This window comes from Actinomyces viscosus (genome assembly GCF_900637975.1).
In the GTDB taxonomy this organism is placed as follows: Bacteria; Actinomycetota; Actinomycetes; order Actinomycetales; family Actinomycetaceae; genus Actinomyces; species Actinomyces viscosus.
Genome location: NZ_LR134477.1, coordinates 805,170 through 825,666, shown reverse-complemented (window position 1 = coordinate 825,666; position 20,497 = coordinate 805,170). Strand labels below are relative to the sequence as shown.

At 67.5% G+C, this 20,497-nt stretch carries 19 protein-coding genes and 1 pseudogene; 4 read left to right on the top strand and 16 right to left on the bottom strand.

Annotated elements, in window-relative coordinates; translation table 11 throughout:
• Positions 1-49 precede the first annotated feature (49 nt).
• The 6 genes from EL340_RS03655 to EL340_RS03630 all read right to left on the bottom strand — a co-directional run bounded on the left by EL340_RS03655 (position 50) and on the right by EL340_RS03630 (position 7,989).
• A complete protein-coding gene (locus EL340_RS03655) occupies positions 50-1,009 on the bottom strand; it encodes a shikimate dehydrogenase (protein WP_126413490.1) in 960 nt (319 codons plus the stop codon).
• Entirely contained in the window at positions 1,002-2,216 is a 1,215-nt protein-coding gene (mltG, locus tag EL340_RS03650) for an endolytic transglycosylase MltG (RefSeq protein ID WP_126413488.1), read from the bottom strand. The genes EL340_RS03655 and mltG overlap by 8 nt, the downstream gene beginning before the upstream one ends.
• Positions 2,213-2,725 (bottom strand): Holliday junction resolvase RuvX, encoded by a 513-nt coding sequence (ruvX, locus tag EL340_RS03645; protein WP_126413486.1) that lies wholly within the window; start codon positions 2,723-2,725, stop codon positions 2,213-2,215. Before ruvX ends, mltG begins: the two co-directional genes overlap by 4 nt.
• Positions 2,726-2,754: 29 nt before the next feature.
• Positions 2,755-5,466 carry an alanine--tRNA ligase gene (alaS, locus tag EL340_RS03640; protein ID WP_126413484.1) on the bottom strand — a complete coding sequence of 904 codons (2,712 nt, stop codon included), beginning with the start codon at positions 5,464-5,466 and terminating at the stop codon, positions 2,755-2,757.
• A gap of 226 nt (positions 5,467-5,692) precedes the next feature.
• Positions 5,693-6,316: a 30S ribosomal protein S4 gene (gene rpsD, locus EL340_RS03635; RefSeq protein ID WP_003782217.1), complete on the bottom strand. Its 624-nt coding sequence runs from the start codon at positions 6,314-6,316 to the stop codon at positions 5,693-5,695.
• Positions 6,317-6,585: 269 nt separating this feature from the next.
• Positions 6,586-7,989 carry a replication-associated recombination protein A gene (locus EL340_RS03630; RefSeq protein ID WP_126413482.1) on the bottom strand — a complete coding sequence of 468 codons (1,404 nt, stop codon included), beginning with the start codon at positions 7,987-7,989 and terminating at the stop codon, positions 6,586-6,588.
• Between the two features lie 178 nt (positions 7,990-8,167).
• On the opposite strand from EL340_RS03630, the gene EL340_RS03625 reads away from it, so the two are divergent.
• Positions 8,168-8,728, top strand: a complete 561-nt coding sequence (locus tag EL340_RS03625) for a hypothetical protein (protein ID WP_232023202.1) — start codon at positions 8,168-8,170, stop codon at positions 8,726-8,728.
• A 123-nt stretch (positions 8,729-8,851) separates the two neighbouring features.
• On the opposite strand, the gene EL340_RS03620 is transcribed toward EL340_RS03625, so the two are convergent.
• From EL340_RS03620 to EL340_RS03610, 3 genes are all read right to left on the bottom strand, one after another.
• Positions 8,852-9,469, bottom strand: coding sequence for an L-threonylcarbamoyladenylate synthase (locus EL340_RS03620; protein WP_126413480.1), 618 nt, complete (start codon positions 9,467-9,469; stop codon positions 8,852-8,854).
• Between the two features lie 105 nt (positions 9,470-9,574).
• On the bottom strand, positions 9,575-10,348 hold the full coding sequence (locus EL340_RS03615) for a glycerophosphoryl diester phosphodiesterase (protein WP_126413478.1): 774 nt from the start codon (positions 10,346-10,348) through the stop codon (positions 9,575-9,577).
• 111 nt (positions 10,349-10,459) lie between these two features.
• Positions 10,460-11,725 carry an integrase catalytic domain-containing protein gene (locus EL340_RS03610; RefSeq protein ID WP_232023027.1) on the bottom strand — a complete coding sequence of 422 codons (1,266 nt, stop codon included), beginning with the start codon at positions 11,723-11,725 and terminating at the stop codon, positions 10,460-10,462.
• Positions 11,726-11,849: 124 nt separating this feature from the next.
• On the opposite strand from EL340_RS03610, the gene EL340_RS03600 reads away from it, so the two are divergent.
• Both EL340_RS03600 and EL340_RS03595 read left to right on the top strand, forming a co-directional pair.
• A complete protein-coding gene (locus tag EL340_RS03600; RefSeq protein ID WP_126413474.1) occupies positions 11,850-12,179 on the top strand; it encodes an ArsR/SmtB family transcription factor in 330 nt (109 codons plus the stop codon).
• A complete protein-coding gene (locus tag EL340_RS03595) occupies positions 12,163-12,486 on the top strand; it encodes a hypothetical protein (protein ID WP_126413472.1) in 324 nt (107 codons plus the stop codon). The genes EL340_RS03600 and EL340_RS03595 overlap by 17 nt, the downstream gene beginning before the upstream one ends.
• 120 nt (positions 12,487-12,606) lie before the next feature.
• On the opposite strand, the gene EL340_RS03590 is transcribed toward EL340_RS03595, so the two are convergent.
• The 3 genes from EL340_RS03590 to EL340_RS03580 form a co-directional block, all read right to left on the bottom strand.
• Entirely contained in the window at positions 12,607-13,614 is a 1,008-nt protein-coding gene (locus tag EL340_RS03590; protein WP_126413470.1) for a helix-turn-helix domain-containing protein, read from the bottom strand.
• A 40-nt stretch (positions 13,615-13,654) separates the two neighbouring features.
• Positions 13,655-14,689, bottom strand: coding sequence for an NAD(P)-dependent alcohol dehydrogenase (locus tag EL340_RS03585; RefSeq protein ID WP_126413468.1), 1,035 nt, complete (start codon positions 14,687-14,689; stop codon positions 13,655-13,657).
• A gap of 81 nt (positions 14,690-14,770) precedes the next feature.
• A complete protein-coding gene (locus tag EL340_RS03580) occupies positions 14,771-16,087 on the bottom strand; it encodes an MFS transporter (protein ID WP_197722342.1) in 1,317 nt (438 codons plus the stop codon).
• 212 nt (positions 16,088-16,299) lie between these two features.
• On the opposite strand from EL340_RS03580, the gene EL340_RS03575 reads away from it, so the two are divergent.
• Positions 16,300-17,850 carry a serine/threonine-protein kinase gene (locus EL340_RS03575; RefSeq protein WP_126413466.1) on the top strand — a complete coding sequence of 517 codons (1,551 nt, stop codon included), beginning with the start codon at positions 16,300-16,302 and terminating at the stop codon, positions 17,848-17,850.
• Here the strand turns inward: EL340_RS03575 and EL340_RS03570 are convergent.
• From EL340_RS03570 to EL340_RS15885, 4 genes and pseudogenes are all read right to left on the bottom strand, one after another.
• The gene (locus EL340_RS03570; RefSeq protein WP_164719344.1) at positions 17,845-18,228 is read right to left on the bottom strand and encodes a substrate-binding domain-containing protein; all 384 of its coding nucleotides are present in this window, start codon (positions 18,226-18,228) and stop codon (positions 17,845-17,847) included. The genes EL340_RS03575 and EL340_RS03570 overlap by 6 nt on opposite strands.
• On the bottom strand, positions 18,225-18,632 hold the full coding sequence (locus EL340_RS03565; RefSeq protein WP_126413462.1) for a type 1 periplasmic-binding domain-containing protein: 408 nt from the start codon (positions 18,630-18,632) through the stop codon (positions 18,225-18,227). The genes EL340_RS03570 and EL340_RS03565 overlap by 4 nt, the downstream gene beginning before the upstream one ends.
• Positions 18,617-18,892 carry a LacI family DNA-binding transcriptional regulator gene (locus EL340_RS15890; protein ID WP_126415295.1) on the bottom strand — a complete coding sequence of 92 codons (276 nt, stop codon included), beginning with the start codon at positions 18,890-18,892 and terminating at the stop codon, positions 18,617-18,619. Before EL340_RS15890 ends, EL340_RS03565 begins: the two co-directional genes overlap by 16 nt.
• A 1,196-nt stretch (positions 18,893-20,088) precedes the next feature.
• Positions 20,089-20,350, bottom strand: a pseudogene (locus EL340_RS15885) (transposase); the annotation flags it as partial.
• Between the last annotated feature and the right edge of the window lie 147 nt (positions 20,351-20,497).

The window sequence follows — 20,497 nt, the reverse complement described above, 5'->3', positions numbered from 1 at the left end:
ACCCGGTGGGAGCCAGCCAGTGACGGGGACTGAGGACCTGTCAGGACTGTCAGGGCTGAGTCGTCAGAGCCGACAGGAGCGCGCTGCGCATGAGCTCGATATCGGGTTGCTGCCCGGTCATGAGCTGGACCTGGGGCACGGCCTGGTGCAGGAGCATGAGCCACCCCGGGGCGACGGCTCCCCCGCCGCGCGCCCAGACCTCGGCGATCTGCGTGGGCCAGGGGGCGTAGACGACGTCGAGCATGACGGCTCCAGGCCGGGCTCCGCCTAAGTGGTCCAGGACCTCATCCAGCGGACCGGCCAGAGGGTCCGCCGCCCCTGCGGGCAGGGTGGAGACGACGACGTCGGCCGCGGCCAGGCACTGCGCCACCTCGGCGTGAGAAGCCGGGTCGGTCGGTTTCCAGGTGAGAGCCTCGCTGTCCAGCCCCATGCGGTGCGCGGCACTGAGCGCGCGGCCGGGACCGGCATGGCGACGTGCGGCGACGGTGATGCGACCGGCCCCGAGCTCGCCGAGCGCCGCCAGCGCGGAGCAGGCGGTGGCGCCTGACCCGAGGACAACCGCGCGCTCAACCCGGAGAACGTCCTGCGGGAAGTCCTCGAGCGTTCTGTGGGCGGTCTCCCGCAGCGCACCGACGATGCCGGCGACGTCGGTGTTGAAACCAGTCAGGAGCGCCTCCCCTGCCCCGCTGCGCTGGGCTACCACGGTATTCACCGCGCCAACCGCCTCAGCCAGAGGATCGATGACGTCCAGGTGGGTCAGGAGGGCCTGCTTGTGGGGCATGGTGACGCTCAACCCCGCCCAGGTGGGCCCAGCCTGCACCGGGGCGGCCAGCTCGGCGAGCAGCCCCTCCAGAACCGCGGGCTCTGTCTCGCGGCGTTCATAGGACCAGTCGCTCAGACCCAGCCCGGTATAGGCGGCGCGGTGCAGCACGGGGGACAGCGAGTGGCTCACCGGCATGCCGATGACGGCGGCACGGTGGCGCCGCCCCGCGCCCCGAGCGTCATCCACTCTTCTTCTTTCCGCCGTTGCAGATCTCCTCGTTGTTCTTGCAGTAGTCGTCGAGCTTCTTGGTGTTGGCGGCCTGCTCCTCGCTCGTGGAGGAGAACAGGGTCTCCCCGGTCTCGAGGTTGACCGTGACGAAGTAGAGCCAGCTTCCGGCTGGCGGGTTGAGCACCGCCTTGATGGCCTCCTCGCTGGGACTGCCGATCGGCCCCGGGGGGAGCCCCTGGTGCACGTAGGTGTTGTACGCGTTGTTGGAGTCCGCCAGCTCGGTGGAGCTGGGGATGCCGCCGAAGCGCCCCAGACCGTACTGCACCGTCGAGTCCATCTGGAGCTTGCCCTGAGTCTCTCCGTCGACCTGAGCCAGGCGGTTCTCGATGACCCGGGCCACCTGCCCGTAGTACTTGGGGTCGTTGACCTCGCGCTCGACGATGGAGGCCTTGGTCAGGACCGTGTGGTAGTCCTCCTTGGCGACCTTGAGGTCGTTGAGCTGGGTCTGGGTGCGGGAGACCATCTGCTTGACCAGGTCCGTGGGAGTCGCGTTCTCGGTGACGTCGTAGGTCCCCGGCGCGAGCCAGCCCTCGACGTTGCCGCCCGCCTCGGCCGGTAGGCCGATGGCCGCGGTGTCGGCGTACGCAGCCTCGATCTGCTCGTCGGTGAAGTTGCTGACCTGCTTGAGCCGGTCCTTGACGATCTGCTTGGTGTTGCCCGCGGAGACGGTCAGGGTGTGGTCGCCCTTGGTCTCGGGATCGAGCAGCGCCTGGAGCGCGGCGTTGGCGGACATCCTCTTCTTGAGCTTGTAGGTGCCCGGCTGGATCGTGCTGCCCTTCGGGTTGTTCTTCACCGCGTTGGTGAAGGCCTTACCGGAGGCGACGACGCCCTTCTCCTGCAGGATGTCACCGATGTCCAGGCCGGAGGCGCCCTCCGGGATCGTCACCGTGACCTCCCCCTCGCCGTTGCCCTGGTAGTCCTCGGCGTGGGTCGCTTGAGCGGAGGCGTCTCGCATGATTCCGATGGCCTTGTAGCCCAGGACGCCGACTGCCACGAGGGTGATGACGATGACCAGGCTCGTCAGCCAGTGCCGGCGCCGCTTGCGCTGACGACGCTCGACCTTCTCCATGCGCCGCTGCTTGCGGCTCTTGGGCTTCTCTGTGGCGTCACCAGCATCTTCATCGCGCTGGATGCCGAGCTCGGCGAAGAAATCGTCGTGGCTCACGCTCTGCCTCTCTTGATCGGGTGGACTCGCTCACCGGCCGGAACCCCGGACATCCGCTCGGTTGTGATGGCCTGTTCAAGGATGACGACCGCTGCCGCCTGGTCGACGATACCGCGAAAGCTCCTCTCCTTCAGGCCGGCCGCATGCAGATCCCGGTGAGCAGTGACGGTGGTGAGCCGCTCATCAACCAGCCGCACACACACCCGCCGCGGAAGGAGACTCGCCAGGTCCTGGGCCCATCTGCGGGCATCCCTGGTCGAGCTCGAGCTGCCGCCGCCCATGTGCTTGGGCAGACCGACGATCACCTCGAAGGCACCGTACTCCTCGACGAGGTCAACGGCCTCATCGAGATCAGCACCATAACGGTCCCGCCTGAGAGTTACCACAGGAAACGACAGGATCGCGTCCTGATCGCAACGAGCGACACCAATACGTGCCTTTCCGACGTCGAAGGCGAGACGCACTCCGGGACGAAATCCCGTGGGAGCGGGATGCGATGAGTCAGTCACGTGATCTGCTACGCGGTCCGGGCGCCGAATCAGGCCCTGATCTGGTCGGCGACGGCGCGCAGAGCCTCATCCAGGGCCTCGGGGTTCTGCCCGCCGCCCTGGGCCAGGTCGTCCTTGCCGCCGCCTCCGCCGCCCAGCACCTGGGCCGCGGTGCGCACGAGCGCGCCGGCACGAATCCCCTGGTCTCGGGCGCCGGCGTTCGTGGCGACCACCACGACCGGGCGCGAGCCGACGACTCCTCCGACGGCGACGGCCACGGGCTCGGAGTCGCCGAGTCGGCTGCGGACATCGAGGGCCAGAGAGCGCACGGCGTCAGCAGATCCGATGCTGCCGAGATTGGCCGAGGCGAGACGGACCCCGCCCACGCGGGCGGCGTCGGAGACGATACCGGTGGTGCGTGCGGACAGGGCCGCCTGCTCGGCCGCGGCGAGCCGCTTCTCGGCGTCCTTGAGGCGTGTCATAAGCCCCTCAACACGCTCGGGCAGGTCCTCGGGACGGCCTCCGACCAGCGTGGAGAGCTGGGAGACCAGGGCGTGCTCCTTGGCCTGGTAGCCGTAGGCGCCCTCACCGACGAGGGCGTCGAGACGGCGTACGCCCGAGCCGATCGAGGACTCGCCCACAACCGCGATGCGGCCGATGTGCCCGGTGGTGGGCACATGAGTCCCGGCGCACAGCTCCTTGGACCAGTCGCCGCCGATGGAGACGACGCGCACCTCCTTGCCGTACTTCTCGCCGAACAGAGCCATGGCACCCAGGGCCCGGGCCGCGTCGATGTCCATGACCTCGTCGGTGACGGCCAGGTCCTCGGAGAGCTTGGCGTTGACCAGCTCCTCAATGCCCGCGACCTGGTCCCCGGCCAGGGCCGAGCCGTGGCGGAAGTCGAAGCGCATACGGGAGGGGGAGTTCTCGCTGCCGGCCTGGGTGGCGTTGTCGGAGACGATCTCGTGGAGCGCCTTGTGCACCATGTGGGTGGAGGTGTGAGCGCGCGCGATCGCCAGACGGCGGGCCGCGTCGATCTGGGCGAAGGCCTTCTCCCCCACCGCGATCGTGCCCTCGGTCAGGGTGCCGCGGTGGACGTGCAGCCCCTTGACGGGGGCCTGGACGTCGTTGACCTCGACCGTGCCCCCGTCGGCCAGACGAATGGTGCCCTGGTCGGCGAGCTGACCGCCCATCTCGGCGTAGAAGGGGGTTCGGTCCAGGATCACCTCGACGTCGGCCGGGGCGGTGACGACGCTCTGCGGGACGCCGTCGACGAGGACGCCGGTGACGGTTCCCTCGGCGGAGGACTCGGTGTAGCCCAGGAAGGCCGAACCGCCGCCCATCTCCTTCTCCAGCTCACGGAAGACGCGGATGTCGGCGTGCCCGGTCTTCTTGGCGCGCGCGTCGGCGCGGGCGCGCTCCTTCTGCTCGTTCATGAGGCTGCGGAAGGCGGTCTCGTCGACGTCGACCCCCTGCTCGGCCGCCATCTCCAGGGTGAGGTCGATGGGGAAGCCGTAGGTGTCGTGCAGCTCGAAGGCGCTCTTGCCCGACACCAGCGGACGCCCGGTTTTTCCTGCGTCCTTCTTGGCTGAGGCCACCGCGGTGTCCAGGATCGTGGTGCCGGCGGCCAGGGTGCGCCTGAAGGCGTCCTCCTCGCCGTAGGCGACCTCCGCGATGGTGCTCCAGCCGGTCTCGAGCTCGGGGTAGGAGGCCTTCATGGCGTCCTTCGAGGCGGTCAGCAGGGTGGGCATGGCCGCCTCGTCGACGCCGAGCAGACGCATGGAGCGGACAGCCCGGCGGATGAGCCGGCGCAGGACGTAGCCGCGTCCGTCGTTGCCCGGTCGCACGCCGTCGGAGATGAGCATGAGGGCGGAGCGCACGTGGTCGGCCACAACCCGCATGCGCACGTCGTCATGGTAGGCGTCCCCCGCCTCGGGGCCGGCGTTGCCCCGGCCGTAGACCTTGCCGGAGAGCTCCTCGGCGGCTTTGATGACGGGGAAGACCTCGTCGATCTCATACATGTTGGGCTTGTCCTGCATGATGAAGGCGAGGCGCTCCAGCCCGGCACCGGTGTCGATGGCCGTCTGGTCGAGCTTGCCCAGGAGCTCGAAGTCGTGTCCCTTGCCCTCCCCGCGGAGGAACTCGTCGAAGACCAGGTTCCAGATCTCCAGGAAGCGGTCGCCCTGGGTATCGACGGCGGGACCGCCGTCGGGACCGTAGGCACGGCCGCGGTCGTAGTGGATCTCGCAGCAGGATCCGGCCGGTCCGGGCTGGCCGGTGGACCAGGAGATGTCCTTGAAGGGGAGCAGCTGGATCCGTTCGGCGGGGACGCCGATCTCACGGGTCCAGTAGTCGAAGGAGACCTGGTCCTCCTCCCAGATCGTCATCCACAGCCGGTCTCCGTCCAGGCCGTAGCCGCCCTCCTCGCGGCTGCCGGTCAGCAGGCCCCAGGCGTAGGAGATGGCCCCCTCCTTGAAGTAGTCGCCGAAGGAGAAGTTGCCGTTCATCTGGAAGAAGGTGCCGTGGCGCGTCGTGATGCCGACGTTGTCGATGTCGTTGGTACGGATGCACTTCTGCACCGAGGCCGCCCGGGGCCAGGGGGCCTCCTCCGTCCCCAGGATGTAGGGGATGAAGGGCACCATGCCCGCCACGGTGAACAGGATGGAGGGCTCGGGCGACACCAGGGAGACCGAGGGCCGGATCTCGTGCTCGTTCGCGGCGAAGTAGTCCAGCCAGCGGCTGCGGATCTCGGATGTGCGCATGGGTCCTCATCCTGTTCGTGGTGAGTCCGGGCACTCGGCGCTCGAGCCGTGTGCTGGGACGTGTGGACGGTGTGGTGTGGTTGACCGGCCCGTCTGGTGGCCGGCGGATCCAGGTGGCTGTAGGGCCGCAGCCGGTCGGCTTGCTCCAGGTGAGCGTACTCCCACGCCGGGGCGCCCCGAACCTCTCATGGGTCCGGGGCGCCCCGGCGTCAGGTGAGCGTGGGCGTCAGCGCGAGTAGTACTCGACGACCATCTGGACGTCACAGGTCACAGGGACCTCGTCGCGCTTGGGGCGACGCACCAGCGTGGCCGAGAGCTTCTCGAGGTCCACGTTGAGGTAGTCCGGGACGGGAGGAAGCACGTCGCGGTGGGCGCCGGCGGCGGCGACCTGGAAGGGGACCATCACCTGGGAGCGGGGACGGACCTGAATGGTCTGGCCGGGCTTGACGCGGTAGGAGGGGCGGTCCACGACCTTGCCGTCGACGAGGATGTGGCGGTGGACCACGTCCTGGCGGGCCTGGGCGATCGTGCGGGCGATCCCGGAGCGCAGGACGAGGGCGTCCAGGCGCATCTCGAGCAGCTCGACGAGCGACTCACCGGTCAGGCCCTGGCCACGGCGGGCCTCCTCGAAGACGCGCTGGAGCTGGGCCTCGCGGATGCCGTACTGGGCGCGCAGGCGCTGCTTCTCCTTGAGGCGGACGGCGTAGTCGGACTCGGTGCGGCGGCGGGCGCGGCCGTGCTCACCGGGACCGTAGGGACGGCGCTCGAAGTAGCGCACGGCCTTGGGGGTCAGCGGGATGCCGAGGGCGCGAGACAGACGCACCTGACGGCGGGAGCGCGAAGAGCTCATGGTTTCTTTCCTGTCGGATTGGTGGTCGCACGCCGCAGGCTGGTGCCGACGGCGCGGGGTCAGCCGCGGTTCGGGCCGGGACCCCAGGAGGTCTGCATCGCCGTCGGCCGGTGGCATCAGCGGGCGCTGCCGGTCGTCGTCGATGTGGACAACTCGAGAACTTTAGCGCGCCCGCCGGCAGAAACCTATGTCTGAACCGCCCGGTGTGAGACGGTCCTCAGTGGTGACTCGGGTGGAGACTTCCGAAAGGTCCCCGGACCTATCCGCGCCTACCTCTCGTCGAGGATGCGCCGGACGGCCTCAAGGCGGGAGGCCAGCTGTCTCTCGAAGCCGTTGGAGCTGGGGCGGTAGTAGCGACTGCCCTCAAGTCCCTCCGGCAGGTACTGCTGGCCGACGACGGCATGGGGGAAGTCGTGCGGATAGCGGTAACCCTGACCGTGCCCGAGCCCCTCGGCCCCGGCGTAGTGGGCGTCGCGCAGGTGGGCGGGTACGGCCGCGGCCTTGCCTGCACTCACGTCCGCCAGCGACTCGTTGAGTGCCACGGTGACCGCGTTGGACTTCGGCGCGGTGGCCACGGCGAGCGCGGCCTCGGCCAGGAGGAGCCCGGACTCCGGCATCCCGATCATGGCGACCGCCTGCTGAGCGGCCACCGCGGTGGACAGTACCCCGGGGTCGGCCAGCCCGACGTCCTCGGCGGCGTGGATGACGATGCGGCGGGCGATGTACCGGGGGTCCTCCCCGGCGGCGATCATGCGAGCCAGGTAGTGCATGGTGGCGTCGGGGTCGGAGCCGCGCATGGACTTGATGAAGGCGCTGATGACGTCGTAGTGCTGGTCGCCGGCGCGGTCGTAGCGCACCGCAGCCACGTCGGCGGCCTGCTCGACGTCGGCGATCTCGATGAGGGGCTGTGCGTCGGGATCCGTCTCCCGAGCCAGAACCGCTCCCGCGGCGGCCTCCAGCACGGTCAGGGCCTTACGGGCGTCGGACCCGGCCATGCGCACGATCTGCTCGCGCGCCTCCTCGGTTATTCGAACGGACCCGGCCAGCCCTCGATCGTCGCTCAAAGCACGATCGACCAGGCGCCCGACGTCGTCGGCGCCCAAGGGACGAAGAGTCAGGAGCAGAGAGCGCGACAGGAGCGGCGAGACCACGCTGAAGGAGGGGTTCTCCGTGGTGGCGGCGATGAGCGTCACCCACCGGTTCTCCACGCTGGGCAGCAGGGCGTCCTGCTGGGAGCGGGAGAAGCGGTGCACCTCATCGATGAAGAGCACTGTCTCCTCCCCCGCCGCCAGACGGCGCCTGGCATCGGAGACGACGGCGCGCACGTCCTTGACGCCCGCCGTCACCGCCGACAGCTCGACGAAGCGTCGTCCGCTGCCCCGTGCCACCAGGTAGGCCAGTGTCGTCTTGCCGGTTCCGGGCGGCCCCCACAGGATGACGGAGGACAGGGACGCGCCGGGAGGCCGCACTCCTCTCCCCTGCGTGCCCGGACTCGGGTACGGCGCTCCCTCGGACGGCTCGACGAGGCGGCGCAGAGGCGATCCGGGAGTGAGCAGGTGCGCCTGCCCCTCGAGCTCATCGAGTGTGCGGGGCCGCATCCGCACGGCCAGAGGCGCGTGGGAGTCCGCGGGAAGTCCGGCGTCATCAGTGCCGGCCGACTCGAACAGGTCCATGGGGCGACCCTATCTCCCCCGCCGCCGGCCCCGCGGGGCGCACGACCTACAGGTGCCTGCCGGGCCTCACGTCGGTACGGACCAGCCGGCAAGCACCATGAACCCGGCGGCGACCGGGGCGGTCGCAGGAGGCTGATGTCCCGGGCTCCTCGTGACCGAGTCCGACTAGTTTTTGGCTATGAAGTCAAAAGCCCTTCCCCTGCCCGCCCGGAAGCCGGCCGCCGTGCCGGTGCAGCCGTGGGCCGCGGCCGCGTGCTGGACGGCATTCCTGTGCCCGCTGCCCTCGGTCGCCTGGCGGGTGGCGATGCTCGCCGGGGCGGACGTGGGCTTCGGGCGGGCGGATCTCTTCCGCACCAGCGCGCGCGGGATCGCCTACGTCGTGGCCCTGGAGATGATCCAGGCCGGCGCCGCTCTGGCCTGCCTGGGACTGTGTCGGCCGTGGGGCGAGAGGCTCCCGTCATGGGTGCCGGGTGCGGGTGGGCGGGTGGTCCCCCGCTGGCTGCCCGTCATCGTGGGCGTTGCGGGCAACCTCCTGCTCTACCTCATCATCTACTACGACGTCGCCCTCCCCTTCGCCCTGGCCCTCCTGCGCGACCCGCCGTCCTGGACGCCCGTTGAGGGCATGGGGCCCGCCCAGCTCGTCGTCTTCTCCCTGTGCTATGGGCCCATGCTGGCCTGGCCCGTGGCCTTGACGGTCGGCCTGGTCGGCTACTGGCGCAGACACCGGCGGCGCCGGTAGCGCGATCCGAGCGGCATCACGCCGGGGCCTCGCCGTCGAGAGCCGCCCGCTTCCGCCGTGGAGAGGACCGTGAGTGAGATCCGGACCCGGCGAGCACCATGGGAACGGCTGCAACCAGACCGGTTACAGCAGACTGACGTCTCCCGCGCCCTCGCGCAGCACCTCGGGGACGTCGTCGGTCAGGTCGACGACGGTGGTCGGCTCCCCGTGCCCCACCGGTCCCTCGATGACGACGTCGATGAGGTGCCCCAGCGACTCCTCGACCTCCCACCCGTTGGTCTCCGGCTCCTCGTGACCGGGGCGGATGAAGGTGGATGACAGGATGGGGGCGCCGAACTCGGCGACGAGGGACTGGGTGATGGCGTGGTCGGGGATGCGCACGCCCAGCGTGTGCTTCTTCGGGTTGAGCGTCATCCGGGGTACATCCTTGGTGCCCTTGAGGATGAAGGTCCACGGTCCCGGGGTGAGGCGCTTGATGAGCCTGAAGGCGTTGTTGCCCACGATGGCCAGGGGACCCACCTGGGCGAAGTCGGCGCACACGAAGGTGAAGTTGTGCTTGCCGTCGAGCTGGCGGATGGTGCGGATGCGGTCCAGTCCCTCCTTGTTGCCCGGCGCGCAGGCCAGGGCGTACCCGGAGTCGGTGGGATAGGCGACCAGGCCGCCGTCGCGCAGCGTGTCGACGACCTTCTCAACCAGACGGGTCTGCGGGTTGACGGGGTGGAGCTCGATGTAGCGTGACATGCTCTCACCCTACCCCTGGTGACTGCGCTCACACAGCATTCCGGGCATGCACTGCGTCAGCACCGCCCGGGGCGCCGTCGGGAACGCGCGCCGAGGACAGGACTGTCAGCGCCGAGGGATCTGGTGGGCGATGTCCGAGAAGACGCCGGTGACGCCCCAGTTGAAGAGCTCATTCGCACGGCTGAGCGAGTTGACGGTCCAGACATTGACGCCGTACCCCTCGGCTCGAAAGGCCTGAACCTGCTCCCGGGTCAGGCTCGAGTCCTCGGGGTGGATGTAATCGGCCCCCACGATCTCCAGGGTGCTCCTCCAGTCCTCTGAGAGAGTGCGGCTCTTGTAGAGGCATCCCACGGGCACCTTCGGAGCGCGCTGCCTGAACAGGTAGAGCAGGACATGGCTGAAGGACGAGACGATGACCTCCGCTCCTGGGCGCAGTCGCTCGAGCTGGGCGACCACGCCGTCGATGAGACGCAGCGTCGCCTCCCGCCCGGTCCCGTTGGGCTTGATCTCGATGTTGGCGTTGAGGCCCGTCTCGTTCATGAGGTCGATGAGACTGCCCAGGGTCGGCAGCGGCTCCCCGTCGAACCGAGGGGAGAACCAGCTTCCGGCGTCAATGCCCGGCAGGTCGGCGACGGTCAGGTCGTCGTATCGGCCCGTCCGGTTGGTGGTCCGGTCCAGGGTCGAGTCGTGGCAGACAATCACCGTACCGTCGGCAATGACGTCGACGTCGGCCTCCACCCACGCCACCTGATGATCCACCGCGGCGCGGAAGGCGGCCATCGTGTTCTCCGGGGCGAGCGAGCTCAGACCTCGATGCCCGATGACCATGCGCTCGCCGTCGGACGAGGACCCGCCACTCTCTGAGGTCGCCGATGACATGACCGGAATGCTACACGAGGCGACGAACGTAGCCCGGGGTGCCTCATGTCAAGGTGCCCGCGAAGTGTCTTCGGTGCCTCATGTAGGAATGCCCGCCAGGTTGAGGGGTGGTTAGGAGGCTTTCCTGACTCGTACGCCTTTGTGGACGTCGGGCAGGATGCTTGGGATCTGGGCGAGGTAGAGCTGGTCGGTCTTGTCCTTGGCCAGGCGGATGAGAACGTCCTGGAGCTCGATGATGCGGCGGGTGATAGAGGCGGGGTTGAGCTGGTTGCGGTACGAGACCAGGTCAGTCTTCTGGGCCTTGGTCAGGGCGCTGGTGTCCAGCAGCCGGTCCAGTGGGGTACGAGGAGCGTCGTAGAGGCGCTTGCGCCTGCCGGCCTTATCGGTGCCCCATCCGATGGGCTTGCGGGTGGGGGTCAGGAAGTTGAGCTTGACGTTGACCTGCTCCCAGAGACGGCCCAGGACCTCGCGCTCCTCGCTGGTGTCGTAGCGGTAGTAGAAGGCGTAGCGGCGCACCAGGTGGTTGTTCTTCGACTCGATGGTGGCCTGGTCGTTCTTCCTGTAGGGGCGTGAGCGGGTGAAGTAGATGTCCAAGTCCCCGGCCCAGCGCACCACGCTGTGGTTGATGAACTCTGAGCCGTTATCGAAGTCCATGCCCAAAACGGGGAACGGGACGCATCCCACGGCGGCGTCCAGGGCGGAGATGATGTGCTTCTCAGCGTTGTTTCGGATTGAGCGAGTGAAGGTCCACCCCGTGAGCGCGTCGGTCATGTTCACAGTCCGGGTGAACTCTCCTTTGAGGGTCGGCCCGCAGTGGGCGACGGTGTCGACCTCGAAGAACCCAGGCTCAGCCTCGATCTCGTCACCGGCCTTGCGGATCTTGATGGAGCTGCGCAGCAACGGACCGGCCTTGGTCGTCGACTTGCCCCGCAGCTGCTCGGTAGCCCGCACCGGGGCGAGGTAGCGGTCAATGGTCGCCGCGCTCATGGCCACCAGCTCGTCTCTGACGGCTGGGGTGTAGCGCGGCTCGTCGTCGAGCTCACCGCTCGCCTCCAGCAGGTCCAGCAGCAGCGGCATGGACTCCTTGAGGTACTTGCCGCACTGCCCGCCGCTGGCGGCCCACACTCGCTGGAGCACCTTCAAGGCGTCGTAGGAGTACCTGCGGGCTCTAGCCCTTCGCTCCGCCGACTTTCGGCGACCCGGTGGGCGCTTGGCTGCGGCCACCAGGCGTCGGCGCGCGTTGTCCCGACTCCAGCCAGTGACTGCGCAGACCTCATCAAGGATCCGTCCCTTGTCCTTCTTCGACGCCCTCGTGTACACCCTGGCGTACTTTCCCGTGATCTCGGCCCTGGCCTGCATCGACAACCCACTTCCCATGCCCACCACGGTCCACGAGCTTCGCGGGCAGTCCTACATGAGGCACCGAGCCTCTTACGCGGGCATCCTTCATGAGTCTCGTCGTAGCCTTGACATCAAAGCATCTTGATATAAACTTTCTTGTATGCGAAAGGTCGCAACGCCACCGGAAGCCCCTTTAGGGGATGACTCCGCCGTGGTCCAGCTGTTCAAGGCGCTGGCTCACCCCATGAGGGCAAGCATCGTCTACCGCCTTATCAGCTCGCCGGCCGATGTCACCGAGCTGGTGACGTTCCTCGGCGTCTCCCAGCCTCTGGTCTCCCACCACCTGCGGGTCCTGCGCAACGCCCACCTGGTCGAGTCGGTCCGCGACGGCAGGCGCCAGAGCTACTCCCTTATCGACGACCACGTCGCATCGATCTTCATCGACACCCTTGAGCATACGAAGGAGCATGATCATGACTGCCACCACTGAGCACCGCCCCGCTGAGGCCCACCACCACACCCACGGCCCGAACTGCGGCCACCTCGCCGTCATCCACGGGGACCACGTGGACTACATTCACAACGGCCACGCCCACCACGAGGACAACGGTCACTACGACGAGTGCGACACCTGTTCCTGTGAGCACTGCTCGGACTCCTGCGCCGTGTGCGAGTGCGAGGACTGCTCCTGCCCCACCTGCAACCACAACACCTGCTCGTGCGAGCACTGCTCGGACTCCTGCTCCTCGTGCGCCTGTGAGGACTGCTCCTGCCCCACCTGCACCCACGCCGCCTGAGACGCACACCGCTCAGGCCCGAGCGGAGCCCACTGCCTGCGTGCGGCCCGAGTCACTGTCTGAGGACTCGGGCCGCACGCAGGCAGTACCCGTTCTCGCCGTCATCTCAACGCAGAGTCGTCAATCGCTTATCGATCGGCCGCCAAGCGCCGCCTGCGATGCCTTGCGATAGCTCGATGGCGTCGTTCCGGTCTCGTCGCGAAAACGCCGGTTGAAGTTCGCCAGGTTGGTGTACCCGCTCAGGTCGGCGACGCGGGCGACGGGAAGGTCGGTACGCCGCAGCAGGTGGCAGGTGCGTGCGATCCTTCGACGACGCACAAGGGCGGAGAAGGTGATGCCGGCCGTCGCGTGGAAGAAGCGCGAGAAGGCCGAGGGGCTCATGGCCAGCCGGGAGGCCGCCGCCTCCATCGACAGCGTTCCCTCAAGATTGTCCTCAATATAGGTGAGTACCTCGTTGATGCGGCCGGTGGTAACGTCATCGAGACTGGGGACGTAGCCCGGTGCGGCGATGTGCCACCACTCGTCGCCTGGGGCGCTGAGAAAGACCTCGGCCAGGGCCAGAAGCGTGCCGAGCCGCCCCATGCCCTGCCGGCGCCCCATCACGGTGAGCAGCTCGGCGGCAGCCGCAGCACTCGTCCCGCTCAGGACAATCCCGCGCCGGGACCTTTCAACAAGCGTCTCGAAGCCCGAGAGCTCTGGTAGAGCGCGTGCTGCTGCGGCAACCCGCTGCGGCAGCACCTGGCACAGGACATCGCGCTCCTCCAGGCACTCCCCCGGTCCCAGGTCCGAGAGCCAGTTGTGCGGAAGATCCGGCCCCATCAGCGTGACCTGCCCCGGGGCGAAGTCCAGCGTCCGGTCTCCCGCCATCATCTGCCCGTGCGAGGCGACGATGAGGTGGAACTCGATCTCGGGATGGTGGTGCCAGCGCGCCAGCGGCGTCGGGTACCCGTGCCGAAACCAACGCACCGTCGAGCCCAGGTCAGGAAGCACCACCTCGAGGTCGCCGATCCCGGTGCCATCATCACCGGTGGCCGACGTCAGCGAGCTCGTGGGCCGGCGCTGCGCCGCAGCGGCACCTGCGCCGGCCCGCCGGGAGGGCGAGGCCGAACTGGCTGACGTGGCACCCATGATGACCTCCTGTGCCTCCTGACGGAGACGTTCACTGGATTCATCTCACCGTGATCTGGATCTTGACGTCGCCGGGTCGCCCCTCGGCCACCCGCTCGAAGGCGTCGACGGCGTGGTCCATATCGTAGGTCGCCGTGATGAAGGGACTCAGGTCAATCTTTCCTGCGGCAACGAGGTCGATGGCCCGTTGGTAGACGTTGGCGTAGCGGAAGACGTTCTCAATACGTGTCTCACGGGCCTGGACCTCGGTGATGTCGATGGTTACCGGGTCAACGGGGATGCCGACGAGAACGGTCCGGTTACCGGGGGCGCCTATCCTCCACAGGTCCTCATAAGCGCTGGGGTGACCGGAGCACTCGAAGACGACGTCCGCTCCCCAGCCCGCAGTCTGCTCGTTGACGACGTCGAGCAGCCGCCGCTCGCGTGAGTCAACGGCCTGGGTTCCAGGGATGCGGGAGGCGATGTCGAGCTTGACCGGGGAGATGTCGGAGATGATGACCTTGGAGGCGCCACCGGCCAGCGCTGACGCCGCAGTGAGCAGTCCGATCGTTCCCGCCCCTGAGACGGCCACAACGTCTCCGGGGGTGATGCGAGCCTTGGTGGCTGCGTGCATGCCGACGGCAAGAGGCTCCATCAGAGCGCCTTCCGCGAACGAGACATTGTCGGGAAGGTGGTACGTGAAGGCAGCCGGGTGGATGACCTCCTCAACGAGACACCCGTCGACCGGTGGGGTGGCCCAGAAGGAGACCGCCGGGTCGACGTTGTACATACCCGCACGCGATGCACGTGAGCTGGTATCGGGCACACCGGGCTCCATGGCGACGCGGTCGCCGACGGCGAAGCCCTCGACATCCTGCCCCACCTCGGTCACGACTCCCGAGGCCTCGTGGCCAAGGATCATGGGCTCCTCCACCACGTACCGACCAATGCGCCCGTGCGTGTAGTAGTGGACGTCCGAGCCGCAGATGCCGACGGTGTGCGGGGCGATACGAAGCTCGCCGGGGCCGCAGGCAAGGTCTCCGGGTACCTCGCGGACCATGATCTCGTGCTGTTTCTCAAGAACAACGGCCTTCATGTTTCTTCTCCTCCGTTTGGTTGTGAGAGCGAGTTGAGTGACAAGGTGGTGGTCAGCTGAGGGTCAGAGGCGTCTGCGTCGTCATGAGGCAACGGCCTCAGCTCGTGCCGGGGCGGTGGGGGCGACGTGCGGCTCGTGGCTTTCCGTTGTCACCAGGCGACGACCGCGCTCGTCGAATCCGGGCTGGGGCGGGCGGATCCAGAAGGTGATGAGGGAACCGGAGAGGTAGAGCGCTGCGTAGGTCCAGCACACTCCGCCAATGCCGATGAACGGCATGAGAAGGGTGACCAGACCCGGTCCGGCGAAGGTGGTCAGCCCGGAGGCGAGATTGTTGATCGAGATGGCGGCTCCCTGCTCCTTCGGGGCAAGTGCCGGGAGAACAGCACCCATCGGCACGAAGGCGGTGACGCCCATCCCGAGCAGGACGGCCGCCGCAGCCAGGGCGACCACGCTGCCGCCCAGCACTCGGGGTACGTAGTAGAAGCCGAGCGTGGCGGCAGCGCAGAACCAGCAGCCGTACCAGCGCATCTGTCGCATCCAGCCGAAGCGGTCCCCGATCCATCCCCAGAACAGGTTGCCGAAAACGGTGACGGCGAACTGGATGCCCCAGATCGTCATCCACTGGCTCATGGTGAACCAACCGTCGCCATAGTGCTTGTCAGTGAGATAGAGCGGCATGATGACGGGGAATCCGTAGAGGCTGAGATTGCAGATGACGCGAACGACGGCGGTCAGGACGACCTGGCGGTTACGCCCGAGGATGCTGACACCTGCGGAGAGCTCGACGAGTGTGTCACGTAGTCCTTGCGTGCTTCGTCGAGGCTCACCTCTGGCCACCAGCAGCAGGCAGATGATGGCACCGGGAACGGTCCAGGCCAGGGACAGCCACAGGGTGAGGTACTCGCCGATAACGGGCACGGTACGTGCAGGGATCCAGGAGCCCAGGCATCCAATGCCGACTGAGTAGGCGGTCCAGAACCAGCCCATGGCCGAAGCCCGGGCGGCGGCGGGGATCTTCTGCGTGATGTAGACGACGAAGGAGTAGATGAACAGTGGGTAGGCCAGACCGCGAGCCCCATAGGTGATGAGGATGAGCGCGTAGGAGCCGCTCGGGATGGCAACGATGAGAAGAAGTAGATGGACCGAGATCCACAGTCCCGCCCCGATGAGCATGATGCGGCGGACCCCGAAGGTCTCGGCGAGCACGCCGGAGGCCCATCCCGCCAGAGCGGCCATCAGACCGTAAGCGGTGATGACGCTCGAGGCCTGCGCCGCTGCCAGTCCCTGAGAGACGAGGTACTTGGACAGGAAGGTCAGCTCGAAGCCATCGCCGGTCATGAAGATCGCGATAGCGATGAGTCCCGGGACCAGGATCCGGGGTGGTGAGAGGTTCTTCATCAGTCACTCCATCGTGTTGGTTACGGCCCGTTCCGCAGCGTCTCAATGACAGCTCCAGAGTGCCGCTGCCTCGTGAGTCGCACGATGGGTGCGTGTGCCTGGTTCTGGTACTTTCTTGACTGGTCGGTTCGATCCGGCAGTGAGCGGGTGGAGGCTGAGGACCAGGACGGCGCAGGTTTGCGCCAAAATGCGCTCGCAGCGATCATGAGCCCATGAGTAGTTCCTTCCCTGTTCCCGACGCCTTTGCGCACGTCGCACCGACTGTGCCCGGTGTACGTCTGGGAGAGCCGCTGGGGCAGGGAGGCTTCGCCACCGTCTACGCCGGGGAGCAGATCTCGTTGCAGCGTCCGGTGGCCGTCAAGATCGACTCCAGGCCGCTGCACGACGAGCGCAACCGCAGACGTTTCATGCGGGAGATGGCGGCCGCCAGCCGGATCAGCGGCCACCCGAACGCCGTCTCGCTGATCGACTCCGGAGTGCTGCCCGACGGGCGTCCCTACCTGGTCATGGAGCGCTGCGACGGAGGCTCCTTGGCCCAGGTCCTGGAGCGTGAGGAGCTCAGCGCGGCCCAGGCCGTCAGCATCGTCACAGCAGTCTCCTCCGCTCTGGGGGCCGCTCACGAGGCCGGGGTCCTGCACCGTGACATCAAGCCCGGAAACATCCTCATCGACGCCTACGGAAGCCCGCGCCTGAGCGACTTCGGACTCGCAGCCATCCAGCGCGAGGGCATCCAGTCCTCCGTCACCCTGGATACGATGACGCCGGACTTCGCTCCACCGGAGGCCTTCACCCTGGCGGACCCCACACCCAGCGGCGACGTATGGTCGATGGGGGCTGTCCTGTTCACGCTCCTGACCGGTCGCGGTCCTCGTCGCGCCGCCGACGGCGGGGCGCTGAGTCTGCCAAAGATCATCAACCGCCTATCCGTGCCCGCGGACACCTCGGATCTGCGTATCCCCGAGGCATTGCGCCCACTCCTCGACCGGGCGCTTCACCCCGACCCGGCGCAGCGCTACCGCGACGGCAACGAGCTCACCGAGGCGCTGGCCCGAGTCGGCGATATCCCGCGCTCGGCGATCGCCATCCCTCCCGCAGTGATACGGACGCCCCATCCAGCCTCCGCCTCAGTACCGGCCTCCGACGCAAGACGCTCGGGCAGGGCCTTCGCGCTCCTGGCGCTCGGCGTGACAGCAGGCGTCATCATCTCTGCCGTCGTGCTTGCGAGTACGAACCTGGTTCCGTCGGCGTCCTCGGCGAACCGGACCGCCCAGCGGGCCTCGGCCTCAACCGTCCCGAGTGCCAAGAGCCTTGAGAAACGGGGGGCCGGCGCCGAAGCCACGGCCACGGCTCAGCCAGATGCCCGCAGTCCCGAGAAGGCCTCGCCGTCTCCCACACCCGCTCCGACTCCCGCGCAGGTCAATGCTCAGGGCATTCCCTACTCCGACGAGATGCCATGGCCTCTGGGGACCTGCCTGAGCCGGTCGACCTCGGTCGTGGGCGGCACGAGCGTCAGTCAGGTGGACTGCTCCCAGGCCGACTGGATCGTCTTCGCCGGCGGCACCTTCGACCCGGCCACGACGGCCTCCAGCGCCTCCGAGGCCATGACGGATGATCCTCAGGTCAATGCCGCCTGCACCAGCGAGTACGCGGAGCGCTACGGACTCGACCTGTCCACCAGCTACTCGATCAACACGCTTGGTCCCAATGATGAGGAGTGGGCCGCGGGCAATCGCGGATTCGCCTGCGTCCTGGGCCGGTTATAAGTCTGCAATGGTCTCACGTGCCCCGCCGTGCGCGGGGACGGAGCGAGGCTCGGACGACCCTCGGACCACGAGGTCGGGCTCCAGCACGCTGAGCATTGGCTCGCCGCTGGGCTCGTCCAGCCGTTTGCAGGCCGTCCTCACGCCGAGTCGACCGAGCTCCCCGGCGTGCTGGTCCGCACTCGTGAGGTCCATACGGTTGGAGGCGGAGGTGCACAGGTTGTCATACCCAGTGACGGCGATGTCGTCGGGAACGGCCAGCCCGAGAGAGTCCGCGACGTCGAGAACCGTGTAAGCGGCGATGTCGTTGTGCGCCATGATCGCGGCGGCCGGCCTGTGCGCGTCGTTACGGGACAGCAGATCGCGGGTGGCTCGCTTCACCTTGTCGGCCGTGTAACCCGTGGCGATCGGGGACCAGGACCTGCCTCCTCATAGCCGAGAACACGGTCCAAAGGACTCCACGTGGGGCCGAGTATGACGGTCATGAGGTGTTCGGTGAGCAGCTTTCCACCCGTTCGATCATCGCCGACGATGGAGTCCAGACCGTCGATCCGCCGGGTGAGGGAGATTGTGGGCACCGAGCCATTCAAGGCTCGCAGCTCCTCACCGGGAAGAGCGGTGGGGACGAGGAATACGGCATCGCCCCTGGCAGCGCGGAGCTCGCGCATCGTGCGCTCGTTCCGTAGGCCGCTGGGGTCAGAGACGTCGGTGACCAGCCCGATACTGCGGGCGTCGGCCTCGGTCTGGATGCCGTCATAGACGTTGGCGGTCAGCTCGTTGCGCATGTCGAATGAAGACGCCGAAGGTCCGGGCGGTGCTGGAGGCGACAGCGAGCGGCGATAAGGTTGTGCCGGTAGCCGATTCTCTCCGCCGCCGCGAAGACCTTGGCCCGAGTCTCCTCGGAGGTCCCCGGTGCCTGCCGGAAGACGATGGACACCAGGGCCCGCGACACACCGCACTTTCGGGCTACGTCCTCCGTGGTCGGCTGCCGTCCCACGTCGTCCTCCTCGGATCTGCTCAAGACGACGTCGTCGGATCGCCTCATGTGCAGGAGAGATGGTCCGACGATGCTGTCGTTCACGGTGATCCTGAGGACGCCCGTGGAGTTCATCGAGAACCTCGCCTCTACAGACCAAGGGATCGTGACTAATCGTTACAAGAGGCCGACCTTGGCGAAGTGATCCTGGATCTTTGTCAAGCCTCGGGTTTTGTGGAGGCTGGTTTAGTTGGTTGTGGTTGTTCCTGGCGGTGGTGGTCGTGGTGGGTGTCGGGGGCCCAGGCGGCTTCGTGCTCGGCGGGGGTGCGCATGCCGATGGCGGAGTGTGGCCGGATGGTGCCCGTACCAGTGGACCCACTCGGCGGTGGCGAGCACGGGCGGCGTCGATGTCCTCCCAAGGTCCCTGGTTACGGATGAGCTCGGCCTTGCATAAGGAGTTGAGCGCCTCGGCCAGAGTAAAGCCGAAAGGAGTCCCCCTTGGAACCCACCGAGGCGACGGCATTACACTCTGATAGGGCCTACCCATAGCGGATGGCTCGGTACTTACGCGCCGCGGTCGCAAGTGATGCACCAGGCCCGTCAGGTCGGCCCCGGTTCGCTTTCGTTGCCAGACGGCCATCTGAAGGGCGCCGGCGGCCAGGTCGGTGCACACTGGCCGGTAGGTGGTCTGCCAGCCGATGATCCTCCGGGAGTACACGTCGGTCACGAAAGCCACATAGACCCACCCGGAGAAGGTGCGTACATAGGAGGGGGCACCTCCCGCTTGCGGGGGAATGTCGGCGACCCACAGCCCACCCGGGGCGAAGGCCTCGAAGTGGCGCCTGACCAGGTCGGCCGGACACCGGTCCGGAGGGGGCCGAGCGGGTCGTCCTGGGCGACTTGGCGCGGCGGACGCCGCGCAGGCCCAGGTCTGCCATGAGGCGTTCGACGGTGCACCGGGCCACGTGACCGGCACCGTGACGCTCAGCAATCTCGGGTCGGCCCCGCATCACGTGCATCTTGCGGGCCCCCAGCACCGAGTAGCTGGTTCTTGTGGACCCTGGATATCTCCGCCTTGAGGGCCTCGTCGCGCAACGACCTGGCTGATGGAGGACGGCTACGGCGAGCGTGAGTCAGGTGCTCGGGGCGATCTGCACACCAGCCTCGCTGAGCGTGGCGCAGATCGGCCAGGCCCCGAACTCCTCCTTCTTGGCCTCGATGTACTGGCAGATCAACGGGATGGGCGCTCACACTCCGCCGCGATAGACAAGCTGACGCGCTCTTCAGGATCGCGTTGGCTCTTCGCAGCTCTCGGACTTCTTTCTCTAGCTCCTTGATCCGCTGTGCCTCGTCGGTGGTGGTTCCCGGCCTCAGACCACCATCGACCTGGGCCTTCTTGACCCAGGAGCGCAGAACCTCGGGGTGGACACCCAGCTCCTCGCCGATCCGACGGATCGCGCCCTTGGCCCGTGCTGGGGCAGCCAGTGCCTCCAACGCCCGTCCTCGTGGCCCGCTCGCGCAGCTCATCGGGATACTTCCTTAAGTCCCATGACAGTGATCCTTCCGTGTCATCACTGCCTCCAACAAACCCGGGACGATTCAATCAGTGCCAGTCCTTCCACAAGGGCTTACACAAACCACTGAACAGGCTCACGGGGGCCCGCGCCCCCGTCC

What these genes read in the sequence shown, in the direction of transcription:
- alaS (WP_126413484.1), bottom strand. Translation starts at nt 5,466, where the DNA reads ATGCGCACATCCGAGATCCGCAGCCGCTGGCTGGACTACTTCGCCGCG.
- rpsD (WP_003782217.1), bottom strand. Translation starts at nt 6,316, where the DNA reads ATGAGCTCTTCGCGCTCCCGCCGTCAGGTGCGTCTGTCTCGCGCCCTC.
- EL340_RS03630 (WP_126413482.1), bottom strand. Translation starts at nt 7,989, where the DNA reads ATGGACCTGTTCGAGTCGGCCGGCACTGATGACGCCGGACTTCCCGCG.
- EL340_RS03625 (WP_232023202.1), top strand. Translation starts at nt 8,168, where the DNA reads ATGAAGTCAAAAGCCCTTCCCCTGCCCGCCCGGAAGCCGGCCGCCGTG.
- EL340_RS03620 (WP_126413480.1), bottom strand. Translation starts at nt 9,469, where the DNA reads ATGTCACGCTACATCGAGCTCCACCCCGTCAACCCGCAGACCCGTCTG.
- EL340_RS03615 (WP_126413478.1), bottom strand. Translation starts at nt 10,348, where the DNA reads ATGTCATCGGCGACCTCAGAGAGTGGCGGGTCCTCGTCCGACGGCGAG.
- EL340_RS03610 (WP_232023027.1), bottom strand. Translation starts at nt 11,725, where the DNA reads ATGGGAAGTGGGTTGTCGATGCAGGCCAGGGCCGAGATCACGGGAAAG.
- EL340_RS03600 (WP_126413474.1), top strand. Translation starts at nt 11,850, where the DNA reads ATGCGAAAGGTCGCAACGCCACCGGAAGCCCCTTTAGGGGATGACTCC.
- EL340_RS03595 (WP_126413472.1), top strand. Translation starts at nt 12,163, where the DNA reads ATGACTGCCACCACTGAGCACCGCCCCGCTGAGGCCCACCACCACACC.
- EL340_RS03590 (WP_126413470.1), bottom strand. Translation starts at nt 13,614, where the DNA reads ATGGGTGCCACGTCAGCCAGTTCGGCCTCGCCCTCCCGGCGGGCCGGC.
- EL340_RS03585 (WP_126413468.1), bottom strand. Translation starts at nt 14,689, where the DNA reads ATGAAGGCCGTTGTTCTTGAGAAACAGCACGAGATCATGGTCCGCGAG.
- EL340_RS03580 (WP_197722342.1), bottom strand. Translation starts at nt 16,087, where the DNA reads ATGAAGAACCTCTCACCACCCCGGATCCTGGTCCCGGGACTCATCGCT.
- EL340_RS03575 (WP_126413466.1), top strand. Translation starts at nt 16,300, where the DNA reads ATGAGTAGTTCCTTCCCTGTTCCCGACGCCTTTGCGCACGTCGCACCG.
- EL340_RS03565 (WP_126413462.1), bottom strand. Translation starts at nt 18,632, where the DNA reads ATGCGCAACGAGCTGACCGCCAACGTCTATGACGGCATCCAGACCGAG.
- EL340_RS15890 (WP_126415295.1), bottom strand. Translation starts at nt 18,892, where the DNA reads ATGAGGCGATCCGACGACGTCGTCTTGAGCAGATCCGAGGAGGACGAC.